The organism is Enterobacter sp. RHBSTW-00994, from assembly GCF_013782625.1.
In the GTDB taxonomy this organism is placed as follows: domain Bacteria; phylum Pseudomonadota; class Gammaproteobacteria; order Enterobacterales; family Enterobacteriaceae; genus Enterobacter.
This window is the reverse complement of sequence record NZ_CP056199.1, coordinates 960,943-978,358: the sequence shown is the minus strand read 5'-3', so window position 1 is coordinate 978,358 and position 17,416 is coordinate 960,943. Positions and strand designations below refer to the sequence as shown.

The following is a 17,416-nucleotide window of genomic DNA, read 5'->3' as shown; positions in this document are numbered from 1 at the left end:
CCGAAAATCAAAACTCCCGATCCACACGACAGAAGCCTGAGACACTTCTCAGGCTTCTCTGTACAGAGAAGCCTGCCTGTTCAACGTCACACTTTTCCGACCATTTCATTTCCACATATTTTTTACGTGATAACATTCACCTCGTAAATGCTTTTCAACACTCACCGAGGCTTTGATGCTGGAGAATGTCATCATCAGATAATCAGTATCCCGCCCTTCACAGGACGGACTGGTTATCGCTGCGCTTAAACCTTACGCACACACCTGCTGGTGTGGGCTCGTTTTTACGCATGATGATGAAACAGGTTTTCCAGTATGAATTTATCCCGTCAGGAACAACGTACCTTACACGTTCTCGCCAAAGGTGGACGCATTGTGCACGTCCGCAACAACGCTGGCCGCATTACCTCCGTTGAGTGCTACACCCGTGAGGGGCTGCTGCTCAGCGATTGCTCACTCGCCGTCTTTAAAAAACTCCGGACCAAAAAGCTGATCCGCTCTGTTAACGGCCAGCCCTATCACATCAACACCACCGGGCTGAATAACGTTCGCGCCCAGTTGGATAATCGCTAAGGAGCAGGGATGAAGACACCTTACACAGACAATTATGACCACGCATTTTTGCGCGATACCATGATGGGGCCAAACGCGATGCGACTCACCGAAGAGCTGGTCGCATCGCTTCCAATAACGCCGGGGATGCGTATTCTGGATCTCGGCTGCGGAAAAGGGATCTCTTCTGTCCTGCTGGCGGAAAAATATGATGCGACCGTTTTCGCCGCCGACTTGTGGATCTCACCCACTGAAAATGCAGAGCGCTTCGCCGCACTCGGACTGGACAGGCAAATATTCCCACTCCGGGTCGATGCCACAAAGCCAATTCCTTTTGCCCACAACTACTTTGATCTGATTATCAGTGTGGATGCATACCAGTATTTCGGCAGTAACAACACCATGCTGGCGACATTGCTGCCATTTCTGAAAACGGGCGGATATGTGGCAGTTGCTGTACCTGGGTTTATCGGCGAATACGACGAGCACAACCTCCCCGACGTGGTGAAACCGTTCTGGACGCCGGAATGGTATTTCTATCCCCTACGCTGGTGGAAAGCATGCTGGGAAAAAGAGCCGGGCATCACGCTTAACACAGTTCGCGAAATGGACACCTGCCAGCAGGCCTGGGATGACTTTATGGAATGCGACATGGCGCAGGAGATAATGGTCTCCATGATGGAGGCCGGAGTCGGAGACTATTTCAATATGATTCAACTCACTGGAATCAAAAACTAAGTTAAGCGCCAACGCCACCCGACGGGTGGCGTTTTTTATCGCTTGCTCATCGCCAGCCTGACGGCAAACAGCAGAAATACCACGCCGGTGGTTCTGTCCATCCACTTCACCACCGCCGGTTTTTTTAGCACCTCCGCCGCATAGCGGGTCGCCATAATCAGCGTCAGCGACCAGAGAGTGCCGATCAGCACATGAATGCCGACCAACAAAAAGGTCCAGGCAAACGGGGAATGACCTGCCGGAATAAACTGCGGCAGAAACGAGACATAGAAAATGCCCATCTTCGGGTTCAGGACATTACCCAGCATGCCACGCAAAAAACCGTTACTGCTCCGTGTAGTGCCATCAGATGAGAGAGAGAACTGCTGGCGCGGGCGGATCAGTAGCTGAAGACCCAGCCAGCAAAGATAGGCTGCGCCACACCATTTCAGCAGCGAGTAAGCCACTTCAGAAACGGCCAGCAATGCGCCGAGCCCGAACGCCACCAACGCTCCCCAGATAAAACAGCCGGTGTCGATGCCCAGAGCCACATGAACCGCTTTTTTACTGCCATCCGCGGCGGCGGTACGCAGGATTAATGCGGTATCAAGACCAGGAGTGAGTGTCAAAAGCGTGGCGGCGAATGTGTAAGCCAGAAGGGTATCGGTGACAGACATCGTGTTTCTCCGAAAGCGGAAAGACTAGTAGAAAGTTAACATTGCCGCAACACTAAAAATTAATGGGGCAAAGACCAGGTATGAAACAGTTTTACACCACTTCTTCATCCTCCCCGCTTAACTGCTTTAATGATCCGGGTGTTTTCCCGGAGATCTCAGCATGAACCGCCGCCACTTTTTGATGGGTCTGGCCGCCACAATGGCGACGGCTCGGCTTTCCTTTGCCTCTACCGGACTCATAGCCCCCATAAACATCCCGTTGTGGAAAGGACCCCCACCCGGTGGCGGCGGGCCTGAAGGGAGGGTGATTCAGTCTCATTCTGGCGCACTGCGGAACATCACCGTTCCGGGCCTGAGCATTCTGCTCCCCTCCTCCCCCATCGGCCACGGCGTGTTGATTGCCGCGGGGGGCGGCTACAAACAGATTCAGGATGGCAAAGAGGCTTTGCCTGCTGCCCGGTGGCTTATCGCAAGAGGTTATACCGCCTATATTCTTCACTACCGACTGCCAGGCGAAGGCTGGCATGACGGAAACCAGGTGGCGCTACAGGACGCTCAACGGGCACTGCGAATTATCCGCCAGCGCGAGAAACAAGTAAGCGTTCTGGGATTTTCAGCAGGTGGGCATCTGCTGGGAATGGCAGCAACGCGGCCTGACTATCGCGCTTATACGCCCCAGGATGCGATTGATGAATTACCTGCCAGCGCGGATCGCACAGCTCTGATCTACCCGATTATCACGCTTGAAAAACCCTATACCCATACCTCAACGCATCGGATCCTCGTTGGGCCACACGCCACGGCTTCAGAAGAAGCAGCGTGGTCAGTGCAACATTACGTCTCATCCCAGACGCCGCCATGTTTTATCGTGCAGGCCAAAGATGACCCACGTTCTGATCCACATAATTCGTTAATCATGTATGACGCCTGTCAGAAACATGGTGTGCCGGTGGAAATGCATCGCTACCCAACCGGAGGGCATGGATTCGGGATGGGAAAAACGGGTACAGAGACCGTGGAATGGCCTGGAGAGTATAAGAAATGGTTGCAGCAGAGTAACGCAGGTGGTTAAAACCCGTTGTTTGCCTCAAAGGGAAAGACTCACACCAGGCAGAACGCCTTTCAGGCTCCTGCTCTGAAGAGTATAATCCCCCTCTTCGGCAACTTATCTTTCAATAAAGGGAATAAAATGAAGGGACTGTATTTTTCTTTCCTGGCTTTAATCACATTATCCCCCACATCGTATGCCCTGGAAGGCAGCAACCTGTCTGATTTAGAAGGCTATACCGTAGCAAAAGTGACAAAAGTAGACGGTGATTTCGAAGGCTGTGATTACGATAAAAAAATACCGTTAACCAATGGCTGGACGCTAACCTGTAATTCTTATCACTATGCCTATTCTTATATGCCTGAGGCTGTGGTCATGACCCGAGATATTGGTGCAGGATTTTCAATCAAAGCGGTGATTGGCGACTATGTCTATGATATGGAACCTGTCAGTAAATAACAGGATATGGAAAATATTCTGGCTATTATCGATTGTAAATAGACCGATTTGAGTTCCACATATTTTTTGAAAACCAGGCCAACTTGTCAGCGCACCCGTTTTAGTTCCACGCACTTTTTGAGATTTCCGGGGTTTCAGCCATCAGCCGGTATTCTTCCGGCGTCAGGTTATTCAGGGATTCATGGGGGCGCTCGCTGTTATATTCAGCCAGCCAGCGCTCTGTAATTTCACGTGCTTCGTTCAGGGTTCTGAACAGATAAAAATCCAGTATTTCTGTCCGGTACGTCCGCTTGAATCGTTCGATAAAGGCATTCTGTGTTGGCTTGCCGGGCCTGATAAATTCCAGCATCACACCATGCTCTTCTGACCATTGTGCCAGCGTCAGCAAGACCCGCTCCGGACCGTTATCCATCCGCATCTTCAGCGGATATCCGCGGTTTGCCACGATCCTGTCCAGCACTCTGACAACCCGCTGCGCCGGGATATTCAGGTCAATTTCGATCGCCAGCGCTTCCCGGTTATAATCATCCACCACGTTGAAGGTCCTGAAACGTCTGCCACACACCAGCGCATCGTGCATAAAATCGATGGACCCGCTCTGGTTCATCGCCTCTGGTGTAGCCAGCGAAGCCGGATTGCGCACCGGCAGGCGCTGTTTTCCCTTACGGCGAAAAGTCAGTTTCAGCAGGCAGTAAATACGGTGAACTCTTTTATGGTTCCAGGCGTTGCCCTGCCTGCGCAGTATCTGAAAAAGCTTTTTAAATCCGTATCGCGGATAGCGTTCAGCCGCCACGGTCAGCGCCATAATCACCGGCTCATCACGTCGCGTATCCGGCTGATAACGAAATACCGTCCTGCTCAGCGATAACGTCCTGCAGGCCTGACGTAAGCTCATGGCAAACTGTGCGGTCAGATAGCTGACCAGCTCACGCTTTATCGCTGGTTTTAAAGCTTTTTTTCAATAACGTCTTTCAGGGCGCGGCATTCGAGACTCAGGTCCGCAAACATCTGTTTCAGCCGGCGGTTTTCATCCTCAAGGTCCTTCATCTTTTTGATATCAGAGGCTTCCATACCGCCGAACTTCGCTTTCCAGTTGTAATAGCTGGCTTCGGAAATACCGGCTTCGCGGCAGACATCCTTGACGGTACGTCCGGCTTCGACAGACTTCAGAACGGCGATGATCTGGTGTTCGGTGAATCGGGCTTTGCGCATGGCGATCTCCTCCGGGGACATATTCAGTATGCCGGAAGATCTCTAAATGTGAATGGTCCGGTTTACCGGGATGCTTACAATCTCACTTACCATTAGTGATAACGGTAATACTGCCAGTAACTTAATTTTCATTTGCAATTTCCTATTTTTTTCTATTCCAGAAATATATGCACCAACACCCAAAACCTGCTATGGCCCCGCCAAACATACCTGCCTTTATACCTTTGTAAAACTCAGGTAGATGAGAGAATAAAGGTATGCCAGAATTAAAAAAGAGATATAGCTTAGCTACGGCATGAGTTAGTGATACAACAATTGCTCCTGTCAGAGCCATTGATATAGTTATGAAAAAAAAAGCCAAGACATATTTACGTTTCTTATTTCTCATTTATTAGCCTCATCTATTTTTTTATCAGGCGAGGTTATGACATTGATGTATTCACTTGATAGCCCACCACCAAATGTTCCTGATATAGAAGGAATAGGGCTTAACGTCGTTGGTCTTGATATCCCCATGCCGATGTCATCCCAGTTCAATGTTTTCCATGTTGGATTGAAAAATTCATCCAACTTAGGCGCGAGTATTTTATTGCCAATACCATAACCGATAGCACTACCAACGCCACTGATCGTTCCATAAAGGAAAGGATTCTTACCATCCAGATAATTAGTTACTGCTCCACTGGCAGCATTTACAGTTACAGTTCCTTTGAATCCCATATCTCTGGTTACAGCTCCAGCCCAGTAGGCTGCAATCACGTTTTTAGGATCAACTTCCCCATTAAGCCATAAATCAACAACAGTCACGGCACTGGCACTTACCGCTCCTGATGCAACCATTGCTCCCGGCAAAACACCACCAGACATTACTGTTCCCAGACCAGCTACAGCAAGCTCACAGGATACTGGAGTATTGCCACTACAGGCTTCTTTAATTGCTTCCTGAGTCTGCTGTTCCCATTTTTCGACAGTACCTGGTTTTTGTTTTTCGGCTGCTGCCAGCACGGCAGCGAGGTTATTATTCTCAACAACAACTCTTTCCGACACAGGTTGCTGCAATGCATCCGGTTTATCCCTGTTATTTCAGTGAGTTACAGCCATTTTTTTCGCTGTACTTCCTGCCTACCAACTTTTTATCCCAACGCACCTTTTTCGCCCGAACACGCTACCGCCCCGCCAATCCCAATGATCTTCTGGGGCGTCAGTAATCGAAACTAAAGTAACTTTTCAGACATCTGAACAAACATCTCATCAACTATCAGCGGGATGTCTTCCACTGCCTAAGGGCCTTATAAAAATCGATCACACTGTCTAAATCAGTAATCCATTCAGAAATTTTGATACCATCCTCAGTGTAAATAGAACGTGGTTCTACAAAATCATTAATCCTAATAGCAGTAAAACCGTCACATTCGTCAAGAAAAAGTATTTTATTTTGTATAAAAACCTTATCCCCCTGAAAATATAAAAGCCATGTGAATATGAAATTAACACTTTTAGATTCATACATTGATACCGCTAAAGTAGCATGCTTTTTAGTTATCAATCCTTCTTCAAGAGATCTTAGCCAAGATAGCTTGTAATCTTCTATACTCCAGTATGTTAAGGGAATATTCATCTTTTCCGTGAATTCATCTATAACAATAGAAGCAGGCAATACAAGTTCACCATCAATATTCATCGGATTGTCGTCAGGGAAAATACCAAACATATATTAATCCTTAATCCTGTTCAGATTGCTATCATACGTTCCTATTCTATTCCCTTTACGGTCAAACATTTTCCAACCATTTGTTACATTATGGCTATCAATGTCAGGAGTGATATAGTTTTTTCCGTCAGAATAAACGGGCTGACCATGAGAATTAAATGGTGCTTTCTGTGGTGGAATTCTGCGATCGAACCCTAAATTTTGAGCGGCGTCTTGTGCCTCTTTGCCTTTAAGGGCCAGATAAGCCAAGTCATCTTTACTTGGGCCTTCCGGAATCGGTGTAACCGTAGTAATGCCACCAGTATCAGGATTGCCATCAGTGTTACCTGTATTGGGTACCCCCTGACCTGAAGACTGGTTATTCCCTGTGTTGGAAGGCACATTTCCGGTTACAGTCTGGTCTCCACCGGTGTTTGACGGCCCCGGATTGATAACCTGCGTACCACCAGTACTGGTGATCGTCTTACCCGTCAGGGACTCATAGGCGGCTTTCTGAGCATCATTTAATTGGTTGAGCTGTGCAGGATCATTGAGCGATGCCACATAAATCAGGTTCATCTTCTCATCATTCGACAGCGCATCCATTGCCGATGTGGATGCTCCGACGCCCAGCAGAGCCCCAAGCCCACTGGCAACCAGCCGATCACGACAGGCAGATATTTTCATGCAGCCCTGCGCAGCCAGTTTTCCACCCTGCATCACAACACTGAGCGAGTTATTCTCAACCGTCGTCTTGCCTGACTGTGCCCCGGCCAGTGCCGATGAGGTACTGTCGCCTGCAAGTCCTCCGGCAATACCGGATGCAATGGTCGCCAGTGCACTGATGGTCTGTTTCTCTGTCTCGCTCAGTTCGCTGAGCGGTTTACCGTACATCTCCAGGGCTATCATCCCGGTCAGTTCACCGCTGGCGGCACCTGCCGCACCCGCCAGCGCGTTCTGCCCCTGCATGGACGCCAGTACCGCATTTGCCACTGCGTGAGCCGCCACTTTACTCATACCTTCAAGACCGGACTGATGCCCAATCACTTCTGCAATATACGGCGCTGCCGCACCTGCAATGGCCGCATTCATATCACCACCGGCCAGACCCTGTACTGCTGCCGTCACCGCCTGAATAGCCTGCTGGGTACGGCTGCCAGTGCCATTGGTGGCATCCTTCATTGCGTCAGCATAGGCATTCTGGTAAATCACTTCACCAATATCAGCGTCTGTCACCGTTTTACCCGGATGCGCTTTTTCCCATTCGGATTTTGCCGCATCACGTTCTTCCTGTGAGGCGTTCTGACGTTTTTCGCTGGCTTTCTGTGAGGCTGAAATGACATCTTCCGTTCTGGCGATATCCGATACCTGGGTACCAATGTCGCTGATGAGCTGCGATTCCTGCATCTTCTGCTGCTCTTTTCAACTGTAGCTGTAGGCCTACAGACCTTTCTTTACTTTCGCTTGTAATTTCGTCTGAAACGTTGGTAATAAATCCACCAACAGCCCGTTGCGATCACCACTCCAGCAAAGGTCGATGCTTTACAATATTTGATCAAATCATCACTTGGTAGTTCAAATGGTACATTGAATGCAAACCAGAAAAATATCCTTGTGCCAAGAAATACCAACAGCGAAAAAATATTTAAGGCTAAAACGCTTGTCAAAAGAAGAATGATATACATTAAAATCAATCCCTTGAAGGTCATTTCTGTTCTCCCTTCAATTTGTTGAGATCAACTTTACCTGCTTGATCATTTATGATTTCTGTAGTCAAGCTGGAACCTGCATTCCCAAACATTCCAGGCAACGGATCTAACGGCAATGGTTTCGATATACCCATTCCGACATCCGTCCAAAGCCAGTCTTTCCAAGGCTTCATCGGGTTAAAAATTTTATCAAGGGAGTTCTGTGTAACTTTTCCGATACCATAACCGACCCCAGACGCCGCGCCACTAATTACCCCGCCTTTCCACGGGTCATCACCTTTAAGGTAACTTGATGTCGCGCCACTACCAGCATTTATAGCTACAGTTCCCCAAATTCCGGTGTTTGCTGTGAATAAACCCGTCCAGTATCCGAGAATAACATCATTAAGATTTATTTCACCGTTGATGGTATAACCAACACCGGCATTGGCCCCGGCACCAACAAGACTGGTTGTTGCCATCATTTCCGGTAAAAATGGCCATACCATAGCACTGCCCATAGCAGCCACTACGGTTTCACATGATACAGGTGTACCACCACTACATGCTTCTTTAATTGCAGCCTGCTGTTCTTTTGTCCATGAATCAACTGTTCCCGGCTTATTTGCTTCTATCGCAGCCAGAACATGCGCCAGGCTGTTATTCTCAACCGTCGTCTTGCCTGACAGGGCCCCGGCCAGTGCCGATGAGGTACTGTCGCCTGCCAGTCCCCCGGCAATACCGGATGCGATGGTCGCCAGTGCACTGATGGTCTGTTTCTCTGTCTCGCTCAGTTCGCTGAGCGGTTTACCGTACATCTCCAGGGCTATCATCCCGGTCAGTTCACCGCTGGCGGCACCTGCCGCACCCGCCAGCGCGTTCTGCCCCTGCATGGACGCCAGTACCGCATTTGCCACTGCGTGAGCCGCCACTTTACTCATACCTTCAAGACCGGACTGATGCCCAATCACTTCTGCAATATACGGCGCTGCCGCACCTGCAATGGCCGCATTCATATCACCACCGGCCAGACCCTGTACTGCTGCCGTCACCGCCTGAATAGCCTGCTGGGTACGGCTGCCAGTGCCATTGGTGGCATCCTTCATTGCGTCAGCATAGGCATTCTGGTAAATCACTTCACCAATATCAGCGCCTGTCACCGTTTTACCCGGATGCGCTTTTTCCCATTCGGATTTTGCCGCATCACGTTCTTCCTGTGAGGCGTTCTGACGTTTTTCGCTGGCTTTCTGTGAGGCTGAAATGACATCTTCCGTTCTGGCGATATCCGATACCTGGGTACCAATGTCGCTGATGAGTTGCGATTCCTGTATTTTCTGCTGCTCTTTTTCCTTATCAAATATCTGACCGATACTGCCGTTGGCGTTTGCCGTGTCACGGGACAGGTCATCCACGTTCTGCTGCTGGTTCTCTTTATCCCGGATAATAATGTTACCGCCGCTGATGGCCGACGAGGTGGTGCCTTCAGCGCTGCCACTGCTGTTTCCGCCGCTGAGCAGGGTGTTTGCCATATTTCCGGCGAACTGCCCGCCGATGCTGCCGCCGGTACTCATCCCGACGCTCTGGTGTTCAACCTTATATTCCGCTTCGTTGTGGATGTCGCTCCAGCCCAGCGTGCCGGTATCCAGACGGTTCTTATCATCAGTGGCTGAAGAGGCGATAACCGCACCGTCAAGCTGGGTATGTCCCCCAACCTTAATATCATAACCGCCGCTGCCTGCGGTTATCCTGCTCTGCTCATTAACCGACTTATAGTTACTGTCCATTTTGTCACGGCTGGCGTTAACACTGGCAGAGCCCGTCATCGAACCAAAATTGAAGCTGGCACCTGCATTGACGTTCTGCTGTTTGCTGTGATAACTGTCGGAATCCTGTTCACTTCTGATGGTCAGGTCACGCCCGATATCAGCCGTCACGCTCTCGCCGCTGACTTGCGCCCCGATAAGATTTGCATCACGTCCGCTGTTGATAGTCAGGTTGTTGCCTGCTTCCACGGTGGTTTCAGTGTGGGTGGTGCCGTTGCCTTTTTCGCTGCCTTTACCGGCATTGACACTGGCCGAGACATTAATTCCCCAACCGCCGGAACCTGCACCGATACCCAAACCTACGCTGCCCCCCTTGCTTTCATTTTTACCATCAAGCCTGGAGGTGTTTTCTGCCGAAAACAGGTTCACATCACGGTTCGCAGACAGAAGGACATCATTACCCGCGTTGATCTGGCTGCCCTGTATCAGAATGTCGCCGTCCTGGCCTTTCTGGCCGGAACCGGTAGCAATGACGGCCAGATTATTCCCGGCAGTCAGGCTGCTGCCTTTTGCTGTGGTCTGCTCGCTGGTCTGGGTGGATTTTGACGACTGGCTGCCATAAGAAAGGCTGACGCCTACGGTATTGTTATTGGACGCCCGGTCTCCCTGAGCCTCATCCATACGGACTGCCTGTGACGCCTGGATGCCGGAGAGTGCCGCTTTTACCCCCTGGAGTGCTGCAAGACGGTCATTATCGCTCCCTTTTGCCTGATTTGCGGACTGCACCGCGCTGTTAACGGCGCTGCCCGCCGCGCCAGAAAGGGCCAGGGTGAAGCCGGAACTCTTTTGTTCCACTTCGTGTGTCTGGCGACTGTTTTCTGTTGCTGATATAACACTGACGTTTTTACCCACCAGAGTCATGTTGTTGCCTGCGATCAAATCAGAGCCTTTTACCTTCAGGTCATTGCCCGCGCTGAGGGTGACATTGCCGTTAACGGAACCCACGGTGCTACCTCGTTGCGCCACACTCTGTGCTGTATCAGTCACCTTCAGACTCTGGCTACCGTAAGTCACGCCGATACCGCCTGTCCCCGAGAGGCCCGATGTTTTCTTCCGCTTCTGGTGGCTTTCAGCACTGCGCTCTTCGGCGGTGGTGATGATCAGATCGTTTCCGGCTTTAAGCTGAACATCGTTGTCTGCAACGATATGGCTGCCCTGTACCTGGAGATTATTCCCTGCCTGCATCTTCACATTGTCACCGCTGAACACCGAACCCTGTGCGGTTTCGCTATTCACCATATCATGTGTGGTGATCGTGGTTTTCGAGAACGCCCCGTTACTGCCAGTGTATTTGTGTCTGGATTCAAATTCACTGCTGTCAGTTGCCGCGGTAATGTTGATATCCCGTCCCGCACCGACGCCAAGACTGCTACCGGCAGACACTGTGGCAGCCTGTGCATTCACATCCTGGCCTGCCACCATCACCACTGAACCCGCGCCGCTGACTTCACTGCCGGTATGCTGCGTGGCGGACTGTTTCAGCCAGTTATTTTTGTCCCAGGTGATGTTATCGCTGGCGGATGTGGCGACAGTATTCAAATTCAGGTCGCGCTCTGCGCTCAGTACCGTCTGACTGTTCTTACCATTGTTAACCACCTGCGCCCCGGTAAGGCTGATGTCCCGACCTGCTGCGAGGGAGAGTTTGCCGTCATCCGCCTGAACATAAATGCCACCCATGCGTTCAATAGTGGTGCGCTCAAAACTGTTATTCCCGGATACGCTCTGTGCACTGCGGGTGGTGGTCGTGACATTGATGTCGCGTCCGGCGCTTGCCAGTACCGAGTTATTCCCGTTGATGATTCCACCAATATTATTGATATCGGTCCGTGCCTGAAGGCTGACATCAGCCCCCTGGATAGTGCCCGCTTTATTAGTGATGTTGTCAGCGCTGAGCTGAACCCCCTCGCGCCCACTGACAGTACCGCTGTTCACCAGGTTGTTGTTGAGGTTCATCACCACATTCTGCCCGCCCAGCAGGGCGCCTGAGCCGTCAATATCCCCCGGTTTCACGCGGACATAGACTTGTGGCACCATGACTGTCTGCCAGCTTCCATCTGCAAGCTGTACCTGAGTATTTACCAGCCATACCATATCGTCAGTGAGCAGGCTCATCTGCTCTGCGGTTAGTGCTACGCCGGGAATCAGGTTGTATTTCTGGCCGAACGAAATCCCTGCGTCCATCAGTGCTTTAAACTGTGTTTCGTCATCCCGGTGATCGCCGAGGTAGCGTCCACCTGTCAGGGCTATAATTTGTTCGCGAACCAGTCGTTGCTCATAATAACCGTCACCCAGACGCTTGTGCATGTTGTCGTGATCCGTGGAGAACGCATTCTGCATGTAGTCGCTGCCAAGCCACTGTTTGTTATTCGTAAAACGCGGATCGGTTTCCACCAGATACGCCGAACCAGGTTCAGGGTGGGTTCTGAACAGACTGTTGTCCGGTAATTGCGTATTCGGCCCGGTAATGCGAACCACCGTCTGATGATTGTTGTCATCGGAAACACCACCGCTCACAGGAACTTCAAACTGCAGCCCCGGCTTCAACACCACAGGCTGACGGGATGAAATGTCTGCGACGCTGATATCACGCCCGCTAACGCCCGCGGTAATGCTTTCGGTATCATTGATGGTGGTGGAGGTTCCCTGCGGCGTCACGGAATCGAGCTGAAACCCGCTACCGTTAATGGTGCTGTTTCCCTCCAGTCTGCCTGGGTGCAGGCTGATACTCTGAATTATCACAGGGGGAACATAGTCAGATGTGCTTTTGCGCTGTGAATCTGAACCTTTACTGGTCTTACGCGAGTAGTGCGTTACCGTACCTTCATCCGTTATCCAGCGACGACCTTCCGGCATCACGTTATCCACGGTATCGGCCAGGATACCCAACGTCCCGCCAGCCACGATCTGACTTTTGTCATTCAGCACATGGTCTGCACTAATAGACAAATGTCCACCCGAAAGGATTTTTCCCGGATCGCTTTCCTTTACTACCTCTTCTTCGATGGTCCTGGTGTACTGATATTCATAGAAATTATCATTGTTATGTCCGGTATCTTCTGGGGTATTCAGGTTAAGCAGACTGTCAGAGGAGTTCCTGTCAACAAACACGCCTTCCGCATTTGCATCCCAGCGGTTCGGGGAGCCGTTATGCTGATATTCGTGGAGAGTCTCTGAGGAGACCCCGACCACCTCAGTGCTGAAATGGTCATTGATGTTGTTGAGTTGCCCGACAGAGAGCAACATATTTCCGGCAGACTCAATAGTTGAGCTGTGGTTATTCAGCACGCCAGCCTGACCGGTCGCTATCCCGTTTGCATCCAGTCTGCCACCGAGAACCATGTCACCGGCGCTGTAAATCAGGGCATGGTCGCGGTTATTGAGAGTACCCGCACCGATATCCACGCGCTCGCGCCCGGCGATGGTGGCCGCTATGCTGTTTTCGGCCAGGTTATTGAGTGTGTTGGCCTGAATACCGACGTAATCCCCATAGATACGTCCGGTGCCAGTATTGGTCAGTGTTCCTGCTTTGAGAAGTGTCCAGTTTCCGTCAATCAGGCCGTAGTTCGTCAGCGTGTTTGCAACCGTCAGCCAGGTGTAGCCCGCGGCAATCTCCCCGGCGGCACTGTTGTACAAGTTGTCGGAGGTGAGGTCGAGTTTAGCGCCTGCCAGCAGTTTTCCACTGTTGCTTACCAGCCCCGGCGTGGTGAGGGTGAGGTTGCCATTGGCAACGATCTCCCTGGTATTGATAATATCCTGACGGCTGCTTAGCACCATATCTCCGAGGGACAGTAGCTGGCCGTCACCACTAATACGGTCAGCCTGAACGGTAGCATTTTCTCCCGCTTTCGCCACGCCAGCGGTATTGACCAGATTAAACGCGGTTCCCCCTAGCGACAGTGCACCGCCTGCGGCGAGTTCGCCACGGGTATTATTGAGTGTACCGGCATTTTTGATGGTCAGATTCTGTCCGGACAGGAGCATGCCGTTTGTGTTATCCAGCGTCTGGCCGTTAACCTCGACGTCCAGTCCCTCAATTCCTTTTTCTGCAGCCAGTGTATCGCGGTTTATCAGCGAGGCGGCGCTTAACGTGAGCGTCGCGCCACTGCGGATAAGCCCCAGCGTGTTATCAATCACACCCTGTACCGCATTAATCAGCAGACCGCCGACGCTCTGAATCTGACCATTGCGGTTATCAAGGCGGTTTACGGTAAATGTGGATGCCTGCTCACCTACGATACGGCCCCCCAGACTGTTATCAAGCCATGAGGCATTCAGGGTAAAATCGCTTTTGGCTCCGAGCGTTCCGTTCTGATTGTTCAACCCCGCTGTTGCCAGTTGCATGGCGGCCAGACTGTAAATCGTGCCATCCTGGTTATCCAATAGATGGTCACCCGTGTTAACAATAACTCCATTTCCCTGGAGTAAACCTTCCCGGTTATCGATATCGCTGCGGGTAGAAAGTCTGAGCTGTTCCTGCGCAACAAGGGTGCCTGCGATATTGCTGAAACGACCCGTGTCCAGCGTGATCTGTTTTCCGCTAAACAGCAATCCCTGGTCATTGAGCAGGGTAGTAGCGGTTATCTGCATATTCCCCACGCTGGTCATGCCGCCTGTGTCGCCGCTGTTGCGGTTGCTGATATCCCCGATGGCCAGTGTCATATCGGCGCCGCTTTGTACCAGACCTCCGTTATTGTTATCCAGCGTCTGGCCGGTGAGCATGAGATTTCCCAGGGCGGCAATCTGCCCCTGCTGGTTGCTTGTCTGAGTGCTGGTCAGTGTTGCATCAGCACCGGAGACGAGCACTCCCTGCAGATTATCCAGTTGTGAGGTGGTGAGGGTCAGATTTTTCCCCGAGCTGACAACACCCTGCTGGTTGTTCAGCACACCCGCCAATGTCAGGGTCAGATCCAGTGCGGCACTGATTGTACCGTGATGGTTATCGGTGCTTTGCGCCACCAGCGACAGGTCAGCCTCGGAGGCCAGTACGCCATTACGGTTGTCCACCGTAGCCCCGGTGAGCGTGGTATCTCCGCCACCAGCCAGTAATCCGTTCTGATTGTCGAGTGCTCCGGATGCCACATCCAGTTTTCCGAAACTGATGATCCCCGCCGTTTGCGAGTCACGATTATTGAGAGTGTAACCGTGCGTATTGATACGCATATCGCCACCAGACTGGATCAATCCGGCGGTGTTATTGAGCGCTCCGCTGCTGATAGTGATATTTTTCCGCGCAGCGATGACCCCTTCCAGGTTGTTCAGTCGCTGGTTATCCAGAGACAGGGACATCGTTTCACCGAAAAGCAATCCCTGCCGTGAGTCCAGACCGCCCGCAGTGATGTCCAGTGCGCCATTTGCCGCTATCTGCCCGTTGGTGTTGCTCAGCAGTCCGGTGCTGCTCAGTTGCGCTTTTCCCTTCTCCGCACTGATTTGCCCGTCATCGTTGTACAGTTGACCCGTGGTCACGGTCACGTTGTCTGCGGCGGCCAGAACACCTTCCCGGTTGTCGGTCGGTCCTGATGCGCTGACCACAAGACTTCCCGACTCAGCCGCCAGGATCTGTCCTTGCCGGTTATCAAGGCCCGTGGTGTTAAGGGCAACATTGCCGTTTGCTGCGATCAGCCCGCCACGGTTATCGGTAGCGTGGCGTACATCCAGTACCATCGTCTCCTGACCAGTCTGTATCAATTGACCGTCACGGTGTGAGAGATTATCCGCATCAATGTGGATCCCCTCGGCGGTGGTGGAACTGCCGTCCAGCACCAGGTCACGTCCCTTCAGCGTGAGCGCTCCGGACGAGGCAATACTCCCCTGGTCTCCGGTGAAGGCGGCTGAGGAAATGGTCAGTGTACCGTTGCCTGCATGGGTAATCTCACCGTCACGGTTGTCAATTGTGCTGGCCTGAAGCGTCAGGTCTGTGGCATTTGCCGCAATCCTTCCCTCGCGGTTATCAATACCATCCTGATGGTTCAGTATCAGCGTCTGTTTGCCGCTCTGGACAATCTGTCCCCGATGGTTCTGAAGACGTTTTGCCGTCAGCGACAGTGTATCGCCAGCCAGCAAACCTCCGTTGTTATTGTGTGTTCCGGTCGTGGTAGCTTGCAGTGTACCGTCGGCAATGAGTCGCGCCCCGGCAGTGCTGAGATTTTGCTGCCTGGCATCCAGGGTGATATTTTTCGCCTGTGTCCGACTGTCTGACACATCCAGTCCCTGACCTGATGCGTGGATATCACCAGCGGCGACATTCAGACCGTGCGCTTCAAGCTGTCCTGATGCGGTAAGGGTTAAATCGCCGCTGTTGCCGATTTTCCCCTCTGACGTAATCCCCGAGGCTAGCGTAGCGGCTGCTGTGCTGGTGATACCCGTCGCATTCACGCGTGTATGGCGGGAGGCCGCGACAGAACCACTGTTTTGTACATGGTCTGTTGCCGTGATATTTGCATCGGATGACGACCAAATGGCACCGCTGTTGTTCACACTGGCGTTGCTGGCAAGCGTGGTATCTCCTCTGGCGGTGAGGGTTCCGCTGTTTTCAATCATCCCGTCGGCAGTGATTTTCACTTCGCCGGTGGCGGCCCCCATGTGCCCGGCATTGCGTACACCCACACCTTTTTCAGTACCACGCAGGCGGATTTTACCGGCGTACATTCCGCCAACCTGCGACACATCCAGCGCAAACAGGGGTTTAGCCGCCCCGTTATCTACAGAAGCCGTCACCTGTTCATGCGCCGCATCCACCCGGTTACGTCCGGTAGTGATCTTCAGGTCATTTGCATGAAGGGCGGCATTGATCTTCACTGCGCGGGCAATGATATCGGTATGATCCTGACGCGTGGAATCCATTCCTTTGCCACCGATCACGATATCACCGTGATCAACCTGATACCCGGAGATACTGCCGTTTTGCATCTGTACAGAACCCGTGGTCAACGTGGTTCGCCCTGCATTGATAAAACCACAGCCGTCACAGGCGATCCCCGAGGGGTTTGCAATCACTACCTGCGCTTTTTGTCCGGCAACTTCAATATAGCCGTTCAGTTTACTCGGATCGCGCGCATTGATTTCATTGAGGATAACTTTCGCTTCGCCTTTTGCCAGCCACGGGTTCGCGGAGACCATGCCCCCGAGTTGCGTGGACGTGTTCTGACGGGAGTTATTAAGAATCACACCCTTCTGGTCAACATCGAACTGACGGTATGTGTTGCGTGACACGCCACCGGCAGAAGGTGTCTGGATATTGACCTGCGGCGTACCGTTGGCGGTCCCGATGATCGTAGGTTGCTGGTTACCGGGGGCGGATTTGTCTGCCATGATCGCCGCCTGTACCGGCTGAATGACTCCGGCAGCCAGCCACAGGCTGAAACTGATAGCGCTGAGTTTACCCGTCATGCGCGAATGGGTATGACCGATGCCGGAAGCGGGGGATGACCCTGAACAGGAGCGGGCGATTTCGGCAACGACCATCAGCATGCCGCGGGCCTTGTTGAAAACGATGCGGTATAAAAGCCTGTTCATGGGTACAATTCCTTTATGATATTTATCGTTCTGTTATT

General features: G+C 51.9%; 10 protein-coding genes. 4 read left to right on the top strand and 6 right to left on the bottom strand.

What is annotated here, in order from left to right:
• The first annotated feature begins 315 nt into the window (after positions 1 to 315).
• Positions 316 to 573: a YjhX family toxin gene (locus HV346_RS04570; RefSeq protein ID WP_181622390.1), complete on the top strand. Its 258-nt coding sequence runs from the start codon at positions 316 to 318 to the stop codon at positions 571 to 573.
• Between the two features lie 9 nt (positions 574 to 582).
• Positions 583 to 1,290: a methyltransferase domain-containing protein gene (locus HV346_RS04565; RefSeq protein ID WP_181622389.1), complete on the top strand. Its 708-nt coding sequence runs from the start codon at positions 583 to 585 to the stop codon at positions 1,288 to 1,290.
• Positions 1,291 to 1,325: 35 nt separating this feature from the next.
• Here HV346_RS04565 and HV346_RS04560 read toward each other — a convergent pair whose 3' ends face one another.
• Positions 1,326 to 1,946 (bottom strand): LysE family translocator, encoded by a 621-nt coding sequence (locus HV346_RS04560; protein WP_181622388.1) that lies wholly within the window; start codon positions 1,944 to 1,946, stop codon positions 1,326 to 1,328.
• Positions 1,947 to 2,106: 160 nt separating this feature from the next.
• Between HV346_RS04560 and HV346_RS04555 the strand changes: the two genes are divergently transcribed.
• Together HV346_RS04555 and HV346_RS04550 are read left to right on the top strand one after the other, a co-directional pair.
• A complete protein-coding gene (locus tag HV346_RS04555; RefSeq protein WP_181622387.1) occupies positions 2,107 to 3,018 on the top strand; it encodes an alpha/beta hydrolase in 912 nt (303 codons plus the stop codon).
• 117 nt (positions 3,019 to 3,135) lie between these two features.
• On the top strand, positions 3,136 to 3,453 hold the full coding sequence (locus HV346_RS04550) for a hypothetical protein (RefSeq protein ID WP_181622386.1): 318 nt from the start codon (positions 3,136 to 3,138) through the stop codon (positions 3,451 to 3,453).
• A gap of 100 nt (positions 3,454 to 3,553) precedes the next feature.
• Here HV346_RS04550 and HV346_RS04545 read toward each other — a convergent pair.
• From HV346_RS04545 to HV346_RS04525, 5 genes are all read right to left on the bottom strand, one after another.
• Positions 3,554 to 4,665 (bottom strand): IS3 family transposase gene (locus HV346_RS04545; RefSeq protein ID WP_181622385.1). Its coding sequence is split into 2 segments (ribosomal slippage): positions 3,554 to 4,404 and positions 4,404 to 4,665, totalling 1,113 coding nucleotides; the frame shifts between segments, so codons are not numbered across the junction.
• 384 nt (positions 4,666 to 5,049) lie between these two features.
• Complete coding sequence (locus HV346_RS04540) at positions 5,050 to 5,724, bottom strand: hypothetical protein (RefSeq protein ID WP_181622384.1); 675 nt, start codon at positions 5,722 to 5,724, stop codon at positions 5,050 to 5,052.
• Between the two features lie 199 nt (positions 5,725 to 5,923).
• Entirely contained in the window at positions 5,924 to 6,376 is a 453-nt protein-coding gene (locus HV346_RS04535; RefSeq protein ID WP_181622383.1) for a hypothetical protein, read from the bottom strand.
• 3 nt (positions 6,377 to 6,379) lie between these two features.
• Entirely contained in the window at positions 6,380 to 7,762 is a 1,383-nt protein-coding gene (locus HV346_RS04530) for a VENN motif pre-toxin domain-containing protein (RefSeq protein ID WP_181622382.1), read from the bottom strand.
• 298 nt (positions 7,763 to 8,060) lie between these two features.
• Complete coding sequence (locus tag HV346_RS04525) at positions 8,061 to 17,378, bottom strand: hemagglutinin repeat-containing protein (RefSeq protein WP_181622381.1); 9,318 nt, start codon at positions 17,376 to 17,378, stop codon at positions 8,061 to 8,063.
• Positions 17,379 to 17,416: the final 38 nt, after the last annotated feature.